We start from the raw sequence: 23197 nt of genomic DNA, 5'->3' as shown, positions 1-23197 counted from the left end.
TATGAATAGGATTAATACATTAAAACTAAATAATTTTAAGTTTTTCAGAGAGGAAGCTCCTTTAGAATTAAATAATAACAACTTATTGTTATATGGAGAAAATGGTAGTGGTAAATCATCTATCTACTGGGCTTTATACACATTATTTGAAGCTTCGTTAAAATCAGACAATAATGAAATTAAAAAATATTTTAGTAAAATCATTAAAATTGAAGATAATTTAATCAATATTCATGCACCAGAAACTCCAATTGGTTCAGATGATTACAATAGTTTTATTGAGCTTATTACTACAGACAATCCTTCAAAATCGTTTAAGATTTCTAAAAATGATACAGCTATAAATGCAAACACTGATGCAAAACAAACTAACTATGCGTCAGATTTTATTAATTATAGAATGCTAACCGGAATATCAGCGTTTAGACATTCAGATCGAATAGATTTGTTTTGGGTGTTTGTAGCCGATATTTTCAAATACGTACAGTTTGCTAGAGTTAGAATCACTAGAAATGGTGTTATAAAAGAGTTAACAAGTGCCTATGATATTTGGCAAGAAATTGAACAAGGACATGAAGAAGTTTTAAGTAAAAACAGTGTTAACCCAGGTAAGATTATACGAGCATATAAGGGTAGCGAAGAATATAATGAGTTTGAAGAACTAGTAGCTTCATTTAATGAGAGTTTAAGAAAGCTAATAGATTTCATAAATATTCAAGCTCCGTTATTTTTTGAGAGATTAGGTTATTCATTTACGTTTTATTTACAACTTGAACAAGAAGCAGGATATTACAAAGGCAAAACAGTTTATACTCCAAAACAGTTTATTTTAAGAATAATTATTCCTGAATACGATAATGTTCAAAACCCATTATACAAACCGCATTCTTTTTTAAATGAAGCTAAGCTTTCCGCAATTGCAATCTCAATTCGTTTAGCAGTTCTTAATTCTAAACGTTTAGAAAATTGTTTGAAGTTTATTGTATTAGATGACTTATTAATAAGTCTGGACATGAAAAATAGAGAAAAAGTTTTAGACTTGCTTTTATCTGATGAGTTTATTGATAATTATCAATTATTAATATTAACTCACGATAGAATGTTTTATCAAATGGCAAAATATAAAATTGGCCTTTTAGAACAAGAAGATTGGGTTTATTATGAATTACATGAAAAGAATGATGGCTTAACAACTAGACCAGATATAAAAAAAAGCAGGACCTATATTGAAAAAGCTAAAGACTTTTTAGATGAAAATAATTTAGATGAAAGTGCAAATAATTTAAGAAAAGCAGCAGAATCATTTTGTAAAAAATTTATTTCTAAAACTGATACAATTACCGAAGATTATTCAAATTTAGATTTAAATGGTTTGATATTAAAAAGTAAAAACTTTGCAATTGTTAATGAAATAACAGATGCTCCATTTGAGGAACTAGATAAGCATAGAAAATTTATTTTAAACTCATCCAGTCACGATGATATTGACACTGCTAGATTTAGATCTGAAATTGAAGGTTGCTTGTCTCTTTTCGAAAACTATTTTGAAAAATTAAAAATAAGGAATGTTTTGAAAGTCGGAACAAAAATTTATTTTGAAATGAAAGATTCAAAAACACCAAAAGTATATAGGTTTGACTTTGTAATAAATGAGAATACTAAATTGTATAAAGAGGAAGGAAGTGATAGTATTTTGTTACGAAGCAAAACAACTTATACTATGTCAGATGGTGCATCAACAAAGCAACCAGTGTCAAAACATTTGTCATTAAAAACCTTTTATGAAAATATTTTTTCAACTTCGGATAAATCAAGTAATCCTGATTTTTGGGAAGGAATAAAGTTCACTGATACAAATTTACCATTGAACTCAATTAGGTTATTTTAAAATAAAATCAATTGTTTTTGGATTGCTGAATATGAAAAACACTTATAACTTAACAGGAAACGCAGGAGAATATTTTGTTTGTTCAGAATTAAGTAAACTCAATATATTGCCTCTATTAACGCCAAAAAACAATCCCTTGTTTGATATTATTGCAACAAATAATGATGGCTCAAAACACGTTGCAATACAGGTTAAAACAATGGGTTTAAAAAACGAACAAGGTTGGAAGTTAAGCACAGGCATAACTACAAGAAAAAACAACCCTAATTTATTTCTAGCATTAGTAAACCTAAAAACAAATGCACCAAATGAATTTTACTTATACCAATACGATGATTTTGTAGATAGAGTAAATGAAACTTACATCAATTATATCGACAAACCACACGCAAGAACAGGAGAAGCAAAGAAAGATGTAAAATTTAGATGGTTTAACTTTTCAGACTTCAACGAAGATGATAGATCACGAAAGAATGATTGGACTATGATAATTAATCAGTTATAAATATTTAATCAATTTTTAAAATCTTAATACAAATAACATCCCATTCAATTATATTTCTCAAAGGAAACAGTTTACAGAATCTCTAATAGAATCAAAGAATCAACAATATTATGAAAGCCACAGAAACAGTATTCAAAAACTTCTTAACTCAAAATAAAACTCAATTTGTTATTCCGGTCTATCAAAGAAATTACGATTGGACAACGGCTGAATGCAAACAACTATTAGAAGACATTATCGAGGTAGGAAATAAAACCAGTAATGATGATACACATTTCATTGGAAGTATTGTATTTATTCATGATGGTGTTTATACTTCTTCTGATGTAAAGCAATTAGTGATTATTGATGGACAACAGCGATTGACCACAATGACATTGTTATATCTCGCATTATACCGCTTTGCGTTGGCTAATGATATGGATGAAAAGGCTGCCGAAATAAACGAAACAATATTAATAAATCGTTTTGTAAAAGAAGACAGTAGTAAACTAAAGTTAAAGCAAACTGATGTTAATGCAAAGGCATTCCGTTTTTTAATGAGCGACAATAGTCCTAGTGATTATAATGAATATTCAAGAATAATAGACAATTACAATTTCTTTTACAATACATTAAATAAAGATAATTTTTCAATAGTTACAGAGGGATTAAACCGTTTATTATTTGTAGAAATTTCATTAGAACGTGGCAAAGACGACCCACAACGAATATTCGAGAGTTTAAATTCAACTGGTCTAGAATTATCTCAAGCAGATTTAATTAGAAACTATATCCTTATGGGCTTAGAACCAAGAGAGCAAGTACGTGTATTTGAAAACTATTGGGAAATTATAGAAAATAATGCCAAAATTGAAAACTCACAAGAAAGCAAAGTTTCCGAATTAATTAGAGATTATCTAACATTAATCAATAAAAAGATACCTAACAAAAGTAAAGTGTATGAAGAATTTAAAGCTCGTTTCAAAAAACGTGATGTAGATTTCTATCAAAACACATTACAAACTATTAAGCAATATTCAATTATTTACAATAAGCTTTTAAACCCATCAAATGAAACTGATATAGAAATTCAAAGAGAATTAAGAAGTATTAAGCAATTAGAAATAAATGTTTCTTATCCTTTCCTATTGCCGGTATATGACGATTATATTACTAATGATATTGACAAAAGTACATTTATTGAAGTATTAAGGCTTATTCAATCCTATACATGGCGTCGTTTTATTGTGGGATTACCAACTAATGCTTTAAATAAAATATTCATGACATTATATACTGATGTGGATAGAAGTAATTATTTAAAATCAATAGAAAAAGCATTAATCAAAAAACGAAGCTCTCAAAGGTTTCCAAATAATATTGAAATAGAAGCTGCTTTAAAAGACAAAGATTTATACAATACACAAGCAAAAAATAGATTGTACTATTTTGAGCAAATGGAACATTTCAGAAATCCAGAAAGAGTTGATTTAAGTTCTGCTGATATAACAATTGAACATATATTTCCACAAAACCCAGATGCAAAATGGAAAACGGATATAAACGAAGCGGAATATAAATTATTTTCTGAAAAATACTTAAATACCATTGCAAACCTAACCTTATCAGGTAATAATGGAGCTTTAGGAAACAAGTCATTCTCTGAAAAAAGAGATATGAATAAAGAAGAAGGACGACAAGGTTATGCATACAGTAATCTTTGGATGAATGAAGCATTAAAATCTAAAGAAGTTTGGAATATTGAGGAACTAGAAGAACGATTTAAATTACTCTACAATCGTTATACATCAATTTGGAAATACCCAAGCATTACAATAACTGAAGACAATGACGCTGAAGAATATACTTTGTTTGATGCACCGGAACCAAAACACAAAAAACTAGAATATTATACATATAAAGACGAGTTAGTAGTAACAAAAGAGTTCTCTAAAATGTACAATCATATCATCACTGATTTATTCAACGAAAGCCCATCAAAATTTCTTTTAACAGATCTAAAAGAAGCATTAGGACTTACAACAGACAAAGACAAACCGAGAAGTGCATATGCTATCAATGATACTTACTTCATAGAAGTAAACACTGATAGCAATTCAAAATTCAACAAATTAAAAAAAGTATTAAGTGCTTTTGAGTTAGAAGATGAATTAATAATTAAATATGAGGAGTAATATTTATTTTTAACAAAGCAAATCTTCATGGATAAACCTAAAAGGAAACGTATTGTTAGAGGTGAAAATGGTACAAGTGCATTAACAACACCACTTTTTGACGATAAAGCATATATAGCAAATTCAGCTACTGAAAAAGCTAAAAAAGTTCATGTTTTTGATGAAACACTAAATATTGAAATTTGGATAGATAAACATTATCAAGATAGAGTATATCATGGTTCTGATGATGGAACAAAACGCGACGGCATTGAATATAAAAATATAGAACCTTTGTTAATCAAATCCTTTAAGCATCTTTTATATTATTCATTAAAACATAAAAACTTTGTATTCATTAATCATCCACCAAATAAGGAACGTAATATTCGCATTGTATTAAAAGAATTAGTAGATGCGAGTCTTTTTCTAAATGCAACTGTTGAATTTCATTTTGTTGATTTAAAAACAATTGAAGTAACGATAGTTACCGCAATGTTGATTGAAGATTTTTATATGAGCGAAGGTCAATTTGGTATAGAATTTGTAGATAATTGTTCAACACTAATTCAGTGTAGAATGAAAAAAATTGGTATCGTAGATACATTTGAAATATAAACGATATGTTAATTTTTAAGTTAAGTAGTTTAAAAAGTATTGTTTATATTATATTATTTTTTACTTTTGTTCTACGATTAAGACAGAACGACATCTGGACAGCATTATAGCAGGATTTAGTTTGGACAGTCTTACTCCTTAAAAATAAAATATTTAAAGCCTCACTTCGGTGGGGCTTTTCTTTATTTATTACCTTATTAAATTTAATAAAAATAGTTAAAAGTCGAAGTATTATATATCAATCAAAAAAACTAAAAAACCAAAAGAACTCTTCTCTGCCCGGTTTAACGTTTTAGTCCTCCGTTCACCACCACTTGCCTCCGCTCCAAAAAGTTTTTGTATGCCAGACGTTCAATCCTCCGATACAAAATGGTAATAGGCAACAAAAACTTTTCCCAAAGCTTCTTTACATAATGTGGCATTATAGGGCAATAAAGAAGTTCAGTATTCCAAAAAGAAAGTGTGCATTGCCCTATAATAACATTATGTAAAAAAGCCGCACGGCCAACGCTCGAAAGCCCCGCTCCAGCCACACATTTTTTTCGCTTTCCTCGCACCACCCAGCTTCAAAAAACACGTGGCTTCGCGGGTCTTACTTTGTGTTTTCATAAGAACGTTTATCCTTTGCTTAAAAGCCTTTTTTCAAATAACGTTTTGGCAATGGTTTTTATCAGCGAACCGGTTAAATCGGAAGTATTTGCATTATATTTTGAAGTTGCTTTTAGTTTTCATAACAACTTTTAAACTTTTAAACCCTTAAACATTTAAACCTTTCAAGCAACCTCAAAATATAAATTCAACCGCAAGAGTATAGTTTTTATTTGCTCAAAGAAGTAGTGGTAATTGCTTTTAGTCTTGCCGATGCCATACTGCTTTTTTGAACTTTTAAACTTATAAACTCATAAAATTTTAATCCTTTCTCGGCATCAGCAATCCTCAAAAGCAATCAGAAAATTGTGCTAAGCAAATAAAAACTATACACTTGCTCTTCCTCCGAATCACATTCTTTCTAAACACTTAAAAAAAGCGGTAGTATTTGCATTGTTTTTTGAAGGTGCCCCCCTTCTCCGAATCAACACCTTTTAACTTTATTTTTCAATTCACTTTCAGGCACCCTCAAAAATCAAACAGTGCAGTAAGAGTTTCAAATTTAGTGTTCGGATAAAAAGCGATGCTATTGTTTTTTGGTTTTTTCATCCGCCCCCAAAATTTGAAACCCTTACAAGACGACCCCAACTCCGAACGAGAGAAATAAGTGCTAGGAAAGAAATCCTACTCCGAATCAAAAAAAATAAAATAAAAAAAAAGAGAGCAAAGTTAAGTTCCGGGTTTACAAAAAAGCAAGTTCAAGCCCTGCGGGTTTTTTAAAAAATCTCCACCACCCATACATCTCCGAATGACGTTTTGTCTTTTTTTCTTTTTCATAAGACGTGTCGGGGTGGTAGTATTTTTTAAAAAAAACTTGCTTTTTTGAAACCCTCCACTTGACGAGAGTGCTTTCTTTTTTTTTCTTTTTTTTCTTTTGAAAAAATTTTAAGGAAAAAGTGTGTCCAGTTCAGAAATCCTTTAAACGCCACGATATGATTAATTTTAAGATGAAACACCACCGGAACGAAACTGTTTACTCAGCCCCTCATTTTTTCATTCTAAACAAAGGAATGAACACAGGCAAACCCTTAAATGAGCCTTGCCCGAATTGCTTTGTAATTACTTTTTATTGTTCCGAAGATTGCGAAAACATGAAACAAATTATTTCTTCACTCTGGAGGATAAAATTTTGGCATCAATTCCTGATAGGTTCTGTGATACCTTACATCAGAATCCATGATTTTTCTAAAAACCTGATGATAAAATCAAATGAAATGATGCAAGATTTTGAGCAGCACAAAAAAGATGTCGCAACACTCAAACTTTTGGAGCAAAAAGAAGACCAATTCCATAAAAACATCAATCTAATAAATGACCTTAGAAGAGTTATCCTCTACCGTTATTGTAAAAAGTAGTTCAAAACAATGATTAATGGTTAAAACCTATTTATAGGCAATATAATTCATACATGAGTCGCCATTATAGATAAATTAGTGCAAAACAAAAAACCCTCTCTTTCGAAAGGGTTTACGTTTTTAAAGTAATAAACTTTGCAAACTGATGGTAATTTAAAATACTTCTTGAATTTTCATGGCGTTGCCAGCATTAAACAAATAATAATTTACACCTACTTGCTGATAAAACTCAATTCCTATGCTTCCTAAAACAGCAACATTAGTAGTCAATGTGGGTGAACCAGGTAATGTTGCAACAACATCTGTTAATGAAGTAACAACATCAACGGGTGTATATGGTGAATATGAAATATTCGAAACCTCATTTAATAATGGTTCAGCAGGTTCATAAGAACCAGTAGCAGAGTTAAAAACAAAGTCAGATACAACAGATAATGCATTGATGATTCTAAAATGTGTAGCACCAGATGGTATGTTTAGAAAATTTAATGGATTAAATGCAGGAACAGTTAATGTACTCTCATTTCTGTCAACATTAGCTGTAAGTGTAAATGGAGCTGAAAAAATACCATTAAATGATATATTTCTATTGAAATCTAAACCTTTTAAATATTGAGGTTGTTGAGAAACAAGAACAGCTCTTTGTCCTCTAGCTTCAGAACCATCTTCAATATTTATTTTTTTCATAATTGCAGTTAACCTGCCGGTAAATTGACTATCAGTCATTTGTTTCATTAAAGCAGACAAACCAATTCTAACAGATTTACCTGTATTGGCACATGCTGCAAACTCCGACATGTTTTCACGTGTACGAATGAATCCAGGAGCAGTTTTGATTTGCTCAGCTGTTGGACCACCTTTTAAACCCGCAAAATAACCTTCGTTACCTTTAATTTTGAAGTGACGAACTTCACCTAACGTCCCGACATATTTTATATGTCCTTTCTGTTTTGCCATTTGTTGTGTGTTTTAGCAATTAAACAATATTTTTTATTAAATTTACGCTGTAATTACTTGAAAAACAACAACTTAAATAGAGTAATGTAATGCATTTAAACGCTTTTAAAACCAACACAACAAAAAGTCTTCTCAAAATTGTAAAATTTGTTGATGGGGATGGAATAATTTTGGAAGATATTGTATCAAAAAAAGAATTTGAAGTTCGTTTATATGGTATTGATGCACCAGAAATAAACTACTGCAACAAGATAAAAAAAGACGAAATAGAATTACAAGTTCCAGCTGCTTTACTTATCAAACTTGGTTATTTATCATTCAACTTTTTAAAAGATCAAGTTATTTTGGGTGATGTTTGCACATTAGTACAGGAACCAAATAATTTAATTGACAAATACGGAAGACTTTTAGGCTACCTAATTCTAAATGATGGTAGAGTTCTAAACGAAATAATGATAAAAGAAGGCTATGCGAAGCCATATAATGAAGTATTTTGTGAAATGCTTCCAATGTATCAAGAATGGAACTTACAAGCTAAAAACAACTCAAAAGGATTATATTCAATAGTAAACAAATTTTAAATACATTGTTTATATTTGTCCTGTATTTATTAATATTCAGCTATGTTTGATGCCTATTTGTTGCCCATATCTCGCAAAGCATTGTAAATACTAATAACTTCAAATATTGTATTGGAAAGTAAATTGTAAAAAATAACAATCAATTTTAGTTTAAAATGCAAAGAAAACCAAGTATAAGTGTTAGTTCTATTTTATTAAAAAAAATATGAAAAGCTGGTATTTAATACTACTCTTTATTACTCAATCAATCGTGAGTCAAAATTATACCATCACTTATGAAAAATGGAGTAACGGAGTAAAAATTGGAAATCAAGACCCAATTTTAGTTTACACCAATTCATCTTTAACTTTAGTTAGTTCGGAGGGAATATTTTTCGGTAAAAATGATTTTCCATTGGAACAAATTTACATCGATCGAAATAATCAAATCTTAATTCAATCAGCACAATTAAACAAAAATAAATTCATCGCTACAAAAGATTCGCTGGCCTTGAGTAAACAAACTTTTGAATTACTGAATGAAACTAGAACTATTTTAGGTTATAAATGCCAAAAAGCAAAGACTATCATCAATTCTAATACCATTGAATTGTGGTATACTAACGACCTCAACGTGAAAGGTGCTCCAACCGTTTTAGGTCAGAATTTAGGATTGGTTTTAGAAATAAATCGCAACAATAACTTTGTTATTACAGCAACCAAAATTGAAAAACTAAAAAAATTACCATCAAATATTACTCTACCAAAATCTCAATTTTCGGATGGTTTGACCTATCGTGATTTACTTTGGAAAAGTCGTTTTATCACAATTTCTGTTTTTGAAAACGAAACCATCAACTTTTCAGATCAATCAAAATCAAACGATAGTATTTTGCGATTTGCCAATGGAACCGTCATTTTGAGAAAAGTAAAATTTCCGGAAATCAAAAATGGAAGTCCAATTTTTGCCGAATTAAAAACGAATTCTTCAGGAGATGCTTATGATAGAACCGGTTCATTATTTGTAATTCCAGTTAATGTTGAAAATAATTTTTTTAATGGTTTAAAAAATGGTATGAATACTTTACCTATCTATCAAAACGGAAATGGAAAGATCTATCAAGGTGTTGTTTTAAAAGATGATTATCAGCCGCTAACAGAGTTAATGCGGTTTTTTACACCGTTTGGAATTAAACAGTACAATCATATTTCGTTAAAAGATAAAACGTGGAATAATGAAGTTCCATATCGGCAAGACATTTCTGAATTACAACCCATTTTGAACGGACAAGAACTTTGGGTGGGAGCTTTTATTGGAAATTATGATAAAGGCGGACATCGGGTTTCAGTAGAAATTACGGTTCATCCGCAAGAAAACGCAACTAAAAAAACAACATTTGCTTTGCCTCTTTTCAATACGACTAATGTAATGGAAATGGGCGGACAAGAATATGCCACCATGTTTTCAGAGGAAAAAGGGTTAGAAGTTACTTTTAATTTGGAAAAACCAATTAAAAATGCTCAATTGCGATACATTACCACCGGACATGGCGGCTGGGAAAACGGCGACGAATTTGTACCAAAGAAAAATAGTATTTATTTAAACGAACAACTTACTTTTTCTTTTATCCCTTGGCGACAAGATTGTGGTTCGTACAGGTTGTTTAATCCGGCTTCAGGTAATTTTAGCAATGGTTTATCGTCATCGGATTACAGCCGCTCTAATTGGTGTCCGGGTACGGTAACAAATCCAATATTAATTGAATTGGGCGATTTACCAGCCGGAAAGCATTCCATCCGTGTTCAAATTCCGCAAGGATTGCCGGAAGGTGGCAGTTTTAGTGCTTGGAATGTTTCGGGCATATTGTTAGGAGAACCGGTAGAGTAAAATCCCTACCGATTTCCTATTAATCAACCAATCAACTAAAACTATTACTCTTTTATTTTAAAAACTTTGGTTAAAATATCATCCATCAAACACCATTTGGTTAAGGATGATTGAAGTAAATTAGCTCCTACAAATGCAGTGAACCACAACCAATTAATGTTTACATAAATAGCTAGTAAAATGCTGATGAGGATAAATGTTCCTGCGATGCCGCGTACAATTCTGTTTTTCATTTTTTTAAGGTTCTAAGGTTCTGAGGCACTAAGGTTCTGAGGTTGGGAACTATTTTTAACTTAGTCCCTAAGTTCCTCAGCACCTTAGTACCTTTTATATAAATTTTTCAATACTAAATGTGGCCAAATGCACTCTGGATTTGGTTTCTAATTCTTGATTAAATGTTAGAATTAATTCATATAATTTTTCCAAATTCTCAATAGGAACGAAAGCATAAAAAGCAATCGATTCGTTTTCGTTTACTTCGCTTCCAAACCAATTGGAGGCTAAGGCTTCTTCGGATAAATCTTTAAATCCGGTTACGTCTCGATACGAATAGGTTTTGACATCGGATTGTTTGAGCAAATGCTGTATCTCTCGTTTGAAAGAATAGACAGCGGTTATTAAGACTAGTTTCATTTTTTTTTGAGTTGCTGAGTTACTGAGATACTGAGTTTTGCTAATTACTATTCACTAATTACTATTCACTATTTCTTTTCCCATTTTTTGCGTTCTGTGATGTAATAGATTAATGGTACTACTATTAAAGTTAACAACGTAGATACAATCGCTCCGGCTACTAACGAGATGGCTAATCCTTGGAAAATGGGGTCAAATAAAATTATAGATGCTCCAATGACAACTGCACCTGTGGTTAGTAAAATTGGTGTGGTTCGCACGGCTCCGGCTTCAATGATGGCTTGTTTTAATTCGATTCCGTCGTTTAATCTAATTTCGATAAAGTCTATTAATAAAACAGAGTTTCGAACCATTACACCAGCCAAAGCAATCATTCCGATAAAAGATGTTGCAGTGAAGAAAGCTCCTAACAACCAATGTCCTAAAACAATTCCAACCAACGAAAGCGGAATGGCCAACATCATCACAATAGGCGTTTTGAAGTTTTGGAACCAACCAACAATTAACATATAAATCACTAAGATTACCACCAAGAATGCTACTCCTAAATCACGGAAAACTTCTAAGGTAATTTGCCATTCTCCATCCCATTTCACAGTAAAATTACTTTCATCGGATGGTTGTTCCATGTATAATTCATTGACAGAATGGCCTTTTGGTAACGTCATTTGTTTCAATTTTTTTTCCATTCCCAAAATAGCATACACCGGACTTTCTAAATCACCGGCCATATCTGCTGTTACATAAACAACCCGTTTTTGATCTTTGCGGTAAATCGTATTTTGCAAAGTACTCTCCTCTACTTTAACCAAATCACTCACCGGAACAACATTGCCTTGTGCACCTTTAATTTTCAGGTTTTGAATATCTTGCAAAGACGTTTTGTCTTGGTCGTCAAGCGATAATACTATACCCACCGGATTATTGGACCGTTCGTCATACAAATTGGAAACAGGCATTTCACGTAACAAATACGTTAGATTACCAACCACTTGTTGCGGAGCAATTCCGTTCAACATGGCTTTTTCTTTGTCTACTTCCAATTTATACTCGGTTTGGGCATCTTCTACCATCCAATCGATATCTACAATATCAGTTGTGTTTTCTAAGATTGTTTTTACCTGTTTGGCTACTTTAATTTGTTCCGCATAATCAGGTCCGTAAATTTCTGCTACCAACGTTGATAATACCGGTGGTCCTGGTGGAACTTCAATTATTTTTACATTTGCACCATATTTTTTGGCAATTTTTTGCACTTCCGGACGAACAATTTTGGCAATGTCATGACTTTGCAAATCACGGTCTTCTTTATGTAATAAATTCACTTGAATGTCTGCCATGTTGCTACCTCCTCGCAAATCGTAATGTCTTACTAACCCATTGAAGGTAATTGGTGCAGAAGCTCCAATATAATTTTGATAATCCACTACTTCCGGAACGGTTGACAAGTATTGAGCAATTTCTTTGGTAACGGCTACCGTTCGTTCTAACGTTGTACCCTCCGGCATATCAATCACCACTTGAAACTCATTTTTATTATCAAACGGTAGCATTTTCACGGCAACGGATTTAGTGAAAAACATCAACACCGAACCAATTAGCAATACCGTTGTGATTCCCAACATGACCATTCTTTTCTTTGAACTATTTAAAAACGGACGTTCTAATTTGTTGTAAATTCTATAAATGCGAGAAGTTTCTAAACCTTGTTCTTCTTTGTGTTCTTGTTCCTCTTTTTCTCTTAATAAATGATAACCTAAATAAGGTGTCATAGTTAACGCCACAAACAACGATAATATCATTGCAATAGATGCTCCTATCGGCATCGGACTCATATAAGGTCCCATCATTCCGGATACGAAAGCCATCGGAAGAATCGCTGCAATTACGGTGAATGTGGCTAAAATAGTTGGATTTCCTACTTCATTTATCGCATAAATGGCAGCTTGTTTGAACGGCAATCGCTTCATTTTGAAATGCCGGTGCATGTTTTCGGCGATGATGATACTATCGTCAACCACAATTCCCACCACAAAAACTAGGGCAAAAAGTGTAATTCTATTCAACGTATAACCTAATAAATAATAACTGAATAAAGTCAACGCAAACGTCAACGGAACAGAAAAGAAAACCACTAATCCGCCTCGCCAACCCATCGCTAACATCACTAAAATGGTTACCGCTAAGATGGCAACACCCAAATGCAGTAACAACTCTCCTACTTTGTGCGAAGCAGTTTCCCCATAATTTCGAGTAACTTCCACATGTACATCATCAGGAATTAAATTAGTTTTGAGTTGTTCAACACGTTCAATGATTTTATCTGAAATTTTCATTGCATCGGCACCTTTTACTTTTCCAACAGAAATAGTAACGGCAGGATATTCACTTGGTTTGGCAGAAAACTTTTCATTCGCTTTTCCATACCCAAAAGAAACATAACTTCGAGCTGTAGAAGGTCCGTCTTGAATGGAAGCCACTTGTTTCAAATACACCGGCATGTTTTGATTGATACCGACCACTAAATTTTCTACATCTTCTGCATTGGCTAAAAATTTTCCGGTGGTAATTAAATATTCCGTGTCATTTTGCACAAAACTTCCTGACTGCGAAGAACCGTTGTTGGCTTGAATCATTTGCATAATTCCTAACGCATCTACTTTGTTTTCAGCCATTTTGTCTTTGTCTAAAACCACTTTCAACTCACGGGTTCGTCCGCCAATTTCTCTGGTAATGGCTACATCTTTAACTTTTTCAATTTCCGAAGTAACTTCTTCTGCCAATTGTCGAATTTCAAAATCATCGTATTTTTCACTCCATAATGTTAATCCTAACATCGGAACATCGTCAATGGAACGCGTTCTAACCATCGGTTTAAAAACTCCTTGCGGAAAAATATGTTCGTGTTTGGCTAATTCGTCATACAATTTCACATACGAACGTTCAATGTCTTCGCCTACATAGAACTGAACAATAATCATGGCTTGACCGTTCATCGCCATGCTGTGCAAATGTTCAACACCTTTAATGTTTGATAAAACTTTTTCCAGCGGTTTAATCACACGACTTTCGACTTCCGCCGGTGTTGCTCCCGGATAACCAATCATTACATCGGCCATTGGGACATTAATTTGTGGTTCTTCTTCTCTTGGAATTAAGAACGAACTGTATACGCCAATTACCATCAAAGCCACCATCAATAAAATGGTTAGTTTTGAATTGATAAAGAAATTGGCAATTTTACCTGAAATACCTTCTTGCATAATTTTAATGTGTTAATTTGACAATGTGTCAATATGTCAATTGACATATCGGCTAATTGACCAATTGGCTAATTAATTTGAACTTTTGCACCGTTAAACAATTTACCTTCTGCTGAAACGATATACGGTTCTTTGGACGATAATCCGGAAAGGACTTCTACTTTGTCTCCGTAGGTTTTTCCGATTCGTAACCATCTTAAAATGGCGGTATTGTTGGATACGGTATAAATTCCGGTGAGCTGACCTTGTTTTACTAATGCCGATTCGGGAACTAAAACTTGTTCTGAACCTTCATTTGTATCCGCCATTTTTTCAATTGGAAATTGCACGTTGACAAACATTCCTGAAAGAATGGTTTTATCCATTTCATCTAAATTCACTTTCACTAAATATTGTCCGCCTGTGTTTTTGGCTGATAAACTCACTTCTGACACTTTTCCTGCCACTTTTTTATTCATTGATTTGATGATAATGGAAACCGGCATTCCTTGTTTAATTTTAGAAATATCAGTTTCAGAAACCATAGCGGTCACTTGTAATTTCCCGGAACCTTCCACACTCAATAACGGCATTCCCGGATTAGCCATGTCGCCTTCTTTGATGAATGTGTTAGTAATGGTTCCACTAAAAGGAGCTGTAATGTTGGCGTAATTAAATTGAGCTATGACTTCATTACGCATTTGTTTTGCTCCTTCCAATCCGGCTTTTGCCATTTCAAAACGAGCAGTCATATCGTCTAATTCTTTTTGAGAAGCACTTTGTTGAGCAAACAAGTTTACAAAACGATCGTAATCTTTTTTGGCATTGTTATAACCCGCAGTTGCTTGAAGAATCGCAGCATCTACTTGTGCTTTTTTGGCTTGTAAATCGGTATTATTGATGCTAACTAAAAGTTGTCCTGCTCCTACTTTTTGACCCACTTTTACATGAACTTTGGTCACATAACCCATCATTCTAGTACTCACATTGGCACTGTTTTCAGCTTCAATTTTGCCACTTGCCGTCACAAAAGGACTGGATGAGTTTTCTATTGAACCATTTACTTTTACTGCAATGGCAGGTAATATTTTGACTTCTTTTTGGTCGCTTCCGCAAGAAAAAAGGAATGCTACTGATACAAAGGATAAGATTGCTATTTTATTTTTCATAAGGTTGAATTTATTTTTTAAAATTTTTTTCTTGAACACAGATCTAAGAAATTTTTAAAATTTTTAAAATTTCTTCAATCCGTGTTCCTATTATGATTATTTAGTTAAAAATTCCAAATACATTTTGGTGAAATTGTATTCAAAAACCGCTTGTAAGTATTCTAATTCTTTTTGAGCCGTTTGTGTTTCCGTCATCAATAAATCAGACGTTTTTTCTAAGCCTTGAGCAAAACGATTTTGGCGGATTCTAAAACTTTCCTGAGTTTGTTCAAAAGCCAATTTCGATAGAGCTACTTTATTTTGAGCATCGGCCAATTGACGGTTGGTTTTGTTCAATTCCATCTGACTTTGCTTTTTGTATTGTTCGGCTTCCGTTTCCGCTTTTTGGAGTTCTACTTTTGATTTTTCAAATTTTCCGATGGATTTGTAACCGTCAAATAGGTTCCAAGACAATTGAGCTCCTACTGTATAACCATTTGCTCCAAATTGAAAGATTTCGGTATCATACAGTTCATACGTTCCAAAAGCATTCAAGCGTGGCAGAAAACTCATTTTACCTGATTTCATCATGTTTTTATGGGCTTCAGTTGATTTTTCCATCGCTAAAAAATCTTTTCTTGATGTTGATAATTGAGCGTTTTCTAAAGAGGGATTGATTTCGCTTTCTAAATTTTCAACCGGTTTATAAATTCCGCCTTTGGTATCTTCATTCAACAAAAAAGCAACATAATCGGATGCGTTTCGCACATTACTTTTGGCATACGATAATTGATTGGTGATCTCATTTACACGAACTTGCACATCCAAAACATCTGTTTTTTGAAGCATGCCTTGTTTGAAATAATTGTTGACTAAATTCAGATTGGCTTGTGCTGTAGCATTGGCTTTTTCTAAAACCTCAACCGCTTTATAAGCCAGTTGTAATTGCATGAAGGCTTTGTTTACCTCCAATTCTAAATATTCTTTGGTGCGTTCGGTTTGCAATTGATAGGCTTCCATTTTTGATTTGGCTGCTTTTCGTTCAAATAAACCATCAGCATTTAAAATGGGTTGAAACACTTCAATTCGAGTAGCATAATTTTGCACTTGAGACGGATCATTCAACAAAGCCGGATTAAAATCAGCTTGCGTTAAAATCTCCTGATTCAATTTTGAACCAAAGGCCATTAACGGATTGGTTGTCGAAATAGCAGTATGCGAAGCTGAGATATTGGGCAAAAAAAGAGCATTGGATTGGCGGTAATCCGAACGAGCCGACTCAAAAGTTTGATTTGAAATTTTGAGTTGAAGATTTTGTTCCGATAATTTAGTTGCTAAATCCGTTTTGGAAATTTGCAAAGTATCTTGACTGAATACAGCTGATGAACAGACCAATATCCCGATTGCAATAGTATTTTTAAAGGTTTTCATTCGATTTACTTCTTAATTACAAGGCAAAAGTAGAACGATGAAAAGAGGTGTGCAGTAACATTTGTTACCAAGAAGATTTTTTACGAAAGTAAACCGATTATATCAATCACTTACATTTGAAGTTTTGGAAAAAACCTTCCAACCTTTTCTTGATACAACTTATACTCTTTGAATTTTTGAGCAAGTTGTTCTTCTTCGTAAATTGATTTTAGGTAAAACCAAAGCAATAAAAACAAACTAATCAGAAGTTTATAAGTTGAATAATGGTACAATACATATCCAAAGGCAAACATCAATATTCCGGTATAAATGGGATGACGGCTAAAACGGAAAAATCCGTGTGTTAAAAGAATCGCTTTTTCGGTTGGCGTTGGGAAAACGGATAAGTTAGTTTTCAATTCAAAAACGGTTAAAACAGCTATTATTAATCCTATAATTGCTATTACCATTCCTAATGTGGCAATGTATTTTGGAATGGTTAAAGGAGAAAAAAAATCAAATGTATAAGCTCCAAAAAGGAGAAATTGAACGAATACAAAAAGATAATCTTTACTTGTTTTTTTCATGTTTTGTCCCTATAAACCGAATGACCGCACCTTTTCCTTGGTGATACGGACCTTCTGCTAAATCAATAATTGCTGTTTTTAGAAAATCGAAAAAAATGGAAGGAAATTCAACTTTTACATCTTCTTCTGAGAATAGCATGGCAAGTTCTTTTGGTCCACCGGAAGTAAATTGCGGTTGATTTTTTTCAAAAGCTTCAAATAAAATTTTGCCCTTGGGTTTGAGTAAAGAAACTAACTTTTGATGAGCTTGTTTGCGAAATACAGCCGGAAAATGGACAAAAATGAATACTATCGCATCAAAACTTTCAGATTCAAAAGGTACATCCATCACATCAGAAACCAAATAATCGAGCTGAACATTTTGCTCTTTGGAAAGTGTTAAAGCCTTACTTTTGGCCGATTCACTGTAATCAAAAGCAACCACCTCATATCCATTTTGAGCGGCGAAAACAGCATTTCTTCCTTCTCCTTCTGCCACAAATAAAATTTTACCTTTTGGTAATTTGTGAAGATTATCTTTTAGAAATTGGTTTGGTTCTTTACCATAAGCAAATTCTTTTTCTGCGTAACGTTCGTTCCAAAACTGTTTCATCATTCTTTTTTCTTGGGTGAAGTTACAAACAAATTAAACAATAAACCACCCATTAAACCTCCGTATAAAGTGCTGTTTAAGGGTTTGGAAGTAATGGCACACGTTCCACTTTCACAACCAATCTGTTGATAATATAAATAACCGGCAATTAGGCCTACAACCACCCCAATTCCTGTAACAAGTATTGCTTTTTTATTCATTTGATTATTTTTTAAAAGAAATACTCCAAATCCCTCGTACTTCATTTTCATCATATCCAACCGCTAAATCCTTGGGATATAATTTCAAGATTTGACGTTGCACTTCGGGTTTGATTTGCTTTCCATGGCATTGCAAACACATGGTATTGGTTTCTATCGGGTAATAAAATTGAATTTTATCTCCTTTTTCAAGAGCAACAGGTTTGATGTCTTTTTTGTCAACCAAATCTTTTTTAAATTGAGCAATATAGTATAATTCCTCTGCATTAGCTTTGTTATTTAGGTTTCGATTTTTGTCGGAGACTCTTTTTATGTTAGCGTTAAACTGCGTTGACATACTATCCGTTAAAGGAATCGCTTGAATGTTACAAAAGGTCAAAGCTTCCATGATTCCTTTTTGCTGAATCGCTTCCATTAAATTTTTGCCTAATACTTTTTTGGTACCCAAAGCATAGTCTAAACCTATATCAGCATGCGTTTTAACTACTTCCACTTTTTCCAATTTTTTTCCTGATTGTGTCCAATTTTTATTACCGTGACCTTCCCAATGAGCTTTAAACCAGGCGGGTTCTTCAATTTGATAGTCAAACATAAAAGTAGCAATTTTTTCCACACTACCTTCCGGAAAAACTTGTTTTGGCATAAGTCCGTGTTTTTTTACTGCACCATACATTAAGGCTTTGTCTTCCGTTGGATTGGCTACAAAAGCTACCACATTTTCAATAAACTCGACTTTGTTATACCCTTCTCTATCAATATATCTGGCTTTGATGGCCACCATTGGCGGTGCAATTCTACCTTGATTTTCATCAGCTGTCGGACTATGGCAAAGGTAACAGTGGGTTTCCATTAATTTTTTCGCTTCAAGTGGGTCAAATGTTGAAGTGATAGTATTTTGTTCTCCTACATTTTGATATTCTTTTTTTCCATTTTGGCAACTTGTCAAAAATAAAATGGTGAATATGAAACTTATGGTTTTCATGATATGATATTTTTTCAAAAGTAAACAATCATTATAGGTTGGGTTGTAACGTATGTTACAGAAGCAGGTTAAACATAATAAATAACAAAAATCTATCATTTCAAAAAAATAATAGAAAAATATTATGTTATGATACTTTTGTTACAATTCAGTTGAAATAAACACACGAAATTTGTGCCATTAAAACATATAAATTTATAAAAACATAAAAATGGAAAATCAAGTATTTATGCCAAGAATTGGTGAACAAGCACCTGAATTTACTGCAATTTCGACACAAGGAACCATTAACTTTCCGAAAGATTATGAAGGAAAATGGGTCATCTTTTTTAGTCATCCGGCTGATTTTACCCCTGTCTGCACCTCAGAGTTCATGACTTTTGCGAGTATGGAAAAACAATTTCAAGAAGCAAACTGCGAATTATTAGGATTATCTGTTGATGGTTTGTACAGCCACATTGCTTGGTTGAGAACCATCAAAGAAAAAATTGAGTACAAAGGAATGAAAGACGTCGAAGTAAAATTCCCTTTGATTGAAGACATCACAATGGAAGTTTCCAAAAAATACGGAATGATCATGGAAGGCGAAAGTAATACCAAAGCGGTAAGAGCGGTATTTTTTGTAGATCCGAAGGGAACAATTCGTACTATTTTATATTATCCTTTGAGCATCGGGCGAAATTTTGATGAAATTTACAGAGCTTTGATTGCGTTGCAAACCGCAGATGCTTTTGACATTGCCTGTCCGGCTGATTGGAGACCGGGAGACGATGTGATAGTTCCTACCGCCGGTTCATGTGGTGTAGCCAAAGAACGTATGGATGACACTGAAAACTTAGATTGTAAAGATTGGTTTTTCTGTACCAAAAAGTTAGATAAAGAATTGGTTTTGAAAACCGTTTTAAAACAATAATAATCAATAGTTGAGCAAATGTGGAGGAGCCGTTCTGAAAAGGACGGTTTTTTTTTATTTTAAAAAAGATATACTTACAGTGTTTGAAAAATTACAAACCTAAAATTTTATCCATAACCCAATTGGTTTGAGCTGCTGATTTTCCTTGAGATGGATGAGCTGAAACTCCCAAAAGATGATCACGCATATTTTGAACATGATACAGCTGAATATTTTCGGGATTATCAATAAAGACCTCTTTTGTCCCTCTTTGATTGGTAAGTAATAATGAAAGCTCATCAAAAACTGCAAATTCAATTTTACCTTTACTACCGATAATTTCTACTTTATCTTTTCGTTCAAAACTGCCAAAATTCCATGTTCCGGAACCGGTTACACCCGATTCATGCAACCAATTAGCAACAATTGCATCTTTGGCAGAATATAATTTTTGTTGGTTTAAACTTATTCCGTTCACTGAAGTTATTTCTCCAAAATAATGAGCAAACAAATCGAGCCCATGACTGGCTAAATCTTCAAAATAGCCACCGGGAGCAATTCTGGTATCGGTTCGCCAATTATATGTTTGAGCTAAATCAATTGGAGAAGGAATTTTACTTAAAAACCAACTTACATGACGAATTTCACCAATTTCATCAGTGTCCAGCCATTCTTTTATCTGATTAAAACGTGGTAATGACCTTCTGTAATAAGCCACGAACAAAGGCAATTTTTTTTCTTCGAAAGCATTGAGAATTTCCAAGCATTCGTGATAATTTAAAGCCATTGGTTTTTCAATACAGCATGGCTTACCTGCATGTGCTACTTTTAAAGCATAAAATTTATGTGTATCGGGAGGAGTTGCAATATATACTGCATCAATTTCGGGATGATGTATTAATTCTTCTGCATTAGTAAAATAAAATGGTATTTTGTGTCGAAAAGCATACTCTTTTGCTTTCTCAAGGTCTCTTCGCATGACCGCAAATAACTCAAAACCTTTAGTTTTAGAATAAGCAGGTCCACTTTTACGTTCGGTTACATTACCGCAACCAATGATTCCCCAATTGATATTTTTATTTTCGTTCATTTTAATAGAGTCAATTTAAAAACAAAAACTTTAATTTTCCATACTAAACAGTATTAGCAAAGAAATTATTTTTAATCAAAAATAAGTTAATTAGCACAACTTAACTCTATTTTTTTGAATACTTTTGCAACCGAAATTAATAATCAATAAAATGAAAAAAATAATTGTATTGCTTATTACAGCTTCTTTATTTGTGGCTTGTAATAAATTAGAAGACAACGAATTTGTCATAAAAGGAAACATTACTGGAATAGAAAATGGCAAATCCGTTATTCTGGAGACCCAAGATGAAAATATGGGACTAAAATCTGTTGATACAGTAAAAGTTACGGATGGTAAGTTCGAGTTTAAAGGAATTGTTGCCGAACCTGAATTACATTTTTTACAAGTCGAAGCTGTTCAAGGAAAAGTGGTGTTTGTACTTGAAAATGGAGAAATTAACATCACTGTTTACAAAGATAGTGTGAACAAATCAGTTATAGGTGGAACTTTCAACAATGACCAGTTTGCTAAATATAACAAAGAGCAAGGGAAAATTCAGAAAAAAATGGCTGATTACAGAAATGCTAACAAAGAAAAAATGGAAGCAGCAGTACAAGCAAATGATTCCCTAACAGTAAATGCTTTGAGAGATGGTTTTTTAAAATTAAAAGAAGATGAGAAAAACTATAATTTTACTTTTTGTGAGCAAAACCCAAAAGCTTTCATCTGCGTATTAATGCTTCAAAGTATGCTTTATCAGCCGGATGCCGAGTTTGAAAGAATTGAAAAAATCTATAATGGTCTTGATAAATCCGTAAAAGAGACAAAACCCGGTAAAAGCGTAGGAGAAATGATTGGAAACACTTCTGCTGCAGAAGTTGGAAAACAAGCACCAGAATTTTCTGCTCCAAACCCAGAGGGAAAAATGGTATCGTTAAAAGAATCATTAGGAAAAGTAACCATCATTGATTTTTGGGCTTCTTGGTGTGGTCCATGCCGAAAAGAGAATCCTAATGTTGTGGCTTTATATAATGAACTTCATGACAAAGGTTTGAATATAATTGGGGTTTCTTTAGATAAAGAAGGTGATAGTCAAAAATGGAAAGATGCAATTACTGCTGATAAATTAACGTGGTCCCAAGTTTCAAATTTGCAATATTGGAACGAACCCATTGCAAAAAAGTATAATGTAAAAAGTATTCCAGCCACATTTATTTTAGATGCTTCTGGTAAAATTGTTGCCAAAGATTTAAGAGGTGAAGAATTAAAAGCTAAAGTTATCGAATTACTAGGCTCTTAATTTTTAATTAAATAAAGATGAGTAAAATCCCCAAATTGGGTATTTTTTTATTCTACTCATTCCCAAACGCTTAACTTGTAATTGAAAATTATCCCAAAAAAAGGTTTGCACAATGTAAAAACAATTCTATATTTGCAACCGCATTATGCAGGGGGGAGATACTCAAGCGGCCAACGAGGGCGGACTGTAAATCCGCTGATTACATCTTCGCAGGTTCGAATCCTGCTCTCCCCACAAAACAAAAATCCTCGACACGTCAAAAGCTCGCTTTTGTAAGTGTCGAGGATTTTTGTTTTGGATAAAAAAATAGCCCACGGTTTAAACCGTGGGCTAATGAAGGCTCACCGAAGGTAATTCTTCCTCGCTAGCAGTGAAAGTCCTTTTAATACGAATGAAACCTTACCACAAAATTCAATTGAAAATAAATAGCTCGCTTTTAACGTCAGACTGTGAAAAAACCTCCACAATCTCTTTAACAAATATACCAAAAAACTTGTAAGAAAAACAGAAAAGGTTTATATTTAAAGATGCAACATATCCAAGGAATTTCCCGTAACCAGTTAC

At 33.0% G+C, this 23197-nt stretch carries 20 protein-coding genes and 1 tRNA gene; 10 read left to right on the top strand and 11 right to left on the bottom strand.

Annotated elements, in window-relative coordinates; translation table 11 throughout:
- Position 1 precedes the first annotated feature (1 nt).
- The 5 genes from ACIQ0M_RS05625 to ACIQ0M_RS05605 all read left to right on the top strand — a co-directional run bounded on the left by ACIQ0M_RS05625 (position 2) and on the right by ACIQ0M_RS05605 (position 7170).
- The gene (locus ACIQ0M_RS05625) at positions 2-1888 is read left to right on the top strand and encodes an AAA family ATPase (protein ID WP_396150584.1); all 1887 of its coding nucleotides are present in this window, start codon (positions 2-4) and stop codon (positions 1886-1888) included.
- 31 nt (positions 1889-1919) lie between these two features.
- The gene (locus ACIQ0M_RS05620) at positions 1920-2393 is read left to right on the top strand and encodes an aspartate-ammonia lyase (RefSeq protein WP_396150583.1); all 474 of its coding nucleotides are present in this window, start codon (positions 1920-1922) and stop codon (positions 2391-2393) included.
- A gap of 110 nt (positions 2394-2503) precedes the next feature.
- Positions 2504-4570, top strand: coding sequence for a DUF262 domain-containing protein (locus ACIQ0M_RS05615; RefSeq protein WP_396150581.1), 2067 nt, complete (start codon positions 2504-2506; stop codon positions 4568-4570).
- A gap of 27 nt (positions 4571-4597) precedes the next feature.
- Positions 4598-5167 (top strand): hypothetical protein, encoded by a 570-nt coding sequence (locus ACIQ0M_RS05610; protein WP_396150580.1) that lies wholly within the window; start codon positions 4598-4600, stop codon positions 5165-5167.
- Positions 5168-6747: 1580 nt separating this feature from the next.
- Positions 6748-7170, top strand: a complete 423-nt coding sequence (locus tag ACIQ0M_RS05605) for a DUF6943 family protein (RefSeq protein WP_396150578.1) — start codon at positions 6748-6750, stop codon at positions 7168-7170.
- A 153-nt stretch (positions 7171-7323) separates the two neighbouring features.
- On the opposite strand, the gene ACIQ0M_RS05600 is transcribed toward ACIQ0M_RS05605, so the two are convergent.
- Positions 7324-8127, bottom strand: a complete 804-nt coding sequence (locus ACIQ0M_RS05600) for a hypothetical protein (protein WP_396150576.1) — start codon at positions 8125-8127, stop codon at positions 7324-7326.
- Positions 8128-8216: 89 nt separating this feature from the next.
- On the opposite strand from ACIQ0M_RS05600, the gene ACIQ0M_RS05595 reads away from it, so the two are divergent.
- On the top strand, positions 8217-8708 hold the full coding sequence (locus tag ACIQ0M_RS05595) for a thermonuclease family protein (RefSeq protein WP_396150574.1): 492 nt from the start codon (positions 8217-8219) through the stop codon (positions 8706-8708).
- Between the two features lie 205 nt (positions 8709-8913).
- Positions 8914-10575: a GLPGLI family protein gene (locus ACIQ0M_RS05590; RefSeq protein WP_396150572.1), complete on the top strand. Its 1662-nt coding sequence runs from the start codon at positions 8914-8916 to the stop codon at positions 10573-10575.
- A gap of 44 nt (positions 10576-10619) precedes the next feature.
- Here the strand turns inward: ACIQ0M_RS05590 and ACIQ0M_RS05585 are convergent, their stop codons facing one another.
- The 9 genes from ACIQ0M_RS05585 to ACIQ0M_RS05545 form a co-directional block, all read right to left on the bottom strand.
- Positions 10620-10808: a DUF2892 domain-containing protein gene (locus ACIQ0M_RS05585; RefSeq protein WP_396150570.1), complete on the bottom strand. Its 189-nt coding sequence runs from the start codon at positions 10806-10808 to the stop codon at positions 10620-10622.
- A 94-nt stretch (positions 10809-10902) separates the two neighbouring features.
- Positions 10903-11208 (bottom strand): hypothetical protein, encoded by a 306-nt coding sequence (locus ACIQ0M_RS05580; RefSeq protein WP_396150568.1) that lies wholly within the window; start codon positions 11206-11208, stop codon positions 10903-10905.
- Positions 11209-11276: 68 nt separating this feature from the next.
- Positions 11277-14471: an efflux RND transporter permease subunit gene (locus ACIQ0M_RS05575; protein ID WP_396150566.1), complete on the bottom strand. Its 3195-nt coding sequence runs from the start codon at positions 14469-14471 to the stop codon at positions 11277-11279.
- Between the two features lie 68 nt (positions 14472-14539).
- Positions 14540-15619 (bottom strand): efflux RND transporter periplasmic adaptor subunit, encoded by a 1080-nt coding sequence (locus tag ACIQ0M_RS05570; protein WP_396150564.1) that lies wholly within the window; start codon positions 15617-15619, stop codon positions 14540-14542.
- Between the two features lie 96 nt (positions 15620-15715).
- On the bottom strand, positions 15716-17029 hold the full coding sequence (locus tag ACIQ0M_RS05565) for a TolC family protein (protein WP_396150562.1): 1314 nt from the start codon (positions 17027-17029) through the stop codon (positions 15716-15718).
- Between the two features lie 110 nt (positions 17030-17139).
- Entirely contained in the window at positions 17140-17595 is a 456-nt protein-coding gene (locus ACIQ0M_RS05560) for a methyltransferase family protein (RefSeq protein ID WP_396150560.1), read from the bottom strand.
- On the bottom strand, positions 17579-18190 hold the full coding sequence (locus ACIQ0M_RS05555; protein ID WP_396150557.1) for a class I SAM-dependent methyltransferase: 612 nt from the start codon (positions 18188-18190) through the stop codon (positions 17579-17581). The genes ACIQ0M_RS05560 and ACIQ0M_RS05555 overlap by 17 nt, the downstream gene beginning before the upstream one ends.
- On the bottom strand, positions 18187-18387 hold the full coding sequence (locus ACIQ0M_RS05550; RefSeq protein WP_396150555.1) for a DUF6132 family protein: 201 nt from the start codon (positions 18385-18387) through the stop codon (positions 18187-18189). The genes ACIQ0M_RS05555 and ACIQ0M_RS05550 overlap by 4 nt, the downstream gene beginning before the upstream one ends.
- 4 nt (positions 18388-18391) lie before the next feature.
- Complete coding sequence (locus ACIQ0M_RS05545; RefSeq protein ID WP_396150553.1) at positions 18392-19369, bottom strand: DUF3365 domain-containing protein; 978 nt, start codon at positions 19367-19369, stop codon at positions 18392-18394.
- Between the two features lie 211 nt (positions 19370-19580).
- Here ACIQ0M_RS05545 and ACIQ0M_RS05540 point away from each other — a divergent pair, with 211 nt between their 5' ends.
- The gene (locus ACIQ0M_RS05540) at positions 19581-20282 is read left to right on the top strand and encodes a peroxiredoxin (RefSeq protein WP_396150551.1); all 702 of its coding nucleotides are present in this window, start codon (positions 19581-19583) and stop codon (positions 20280-20282) included.
- A gap of 91 nt (positions 20283-20373) precedes the next feature.
- Here ACIQ0M_RS05540 and ACIQ0M_RS05535 read toward each other — a convergent pair whose 3' ends face one another.
- Entirely contained in the window at positions 20374-21351 is a 978-nt protein-coding gene (locus ACIQ0M_RS05535; RefSeq protein WP_396150549.1) for a Gfo/Idh/MocA family protein, read from the bottom strand.
- Positions 21352-21502: 151 nt separating this feature from the next.
- On the opposite strand from ACIQ0M_RS05535, the gene ACIQ0M_RS05530 reads away from it, so the two are divergent.
- Together ACIQ0M_RS05530 and ACIQ0M_RS05525 are read left to right on the top strand one after the other, a co-directional pair.
- Entirely contained in the window at positions 21503-22633 is a 1131-nt protein-coding gene (locus ACIQ0M_RS05530) for a redoxin domain-containing protein (protein ID WP_396150547.1), read from the top strand.
- Between the two features lie 152 nt (positions 22634-22785).
- Positions 22786-22867, top strand: a tRNA-Tyr gene (locus ACIQ0M_RS05525).
- Positions 22868-23197 lie beyond the last annotated feature (330 nt).

It is taken from the genome of Flavobacterium sp. (genome assembly GCF_044339515.1).
Classification (GTDB): domain Bacteria; phylum Bacteroidota; class Bacteroidia; order Flavobacteriales; family Flavobacteriaceae; genus Flavobacterium.
This window is presented reverse-complemented; position numbering and strand designations above follow the sequence as displayed.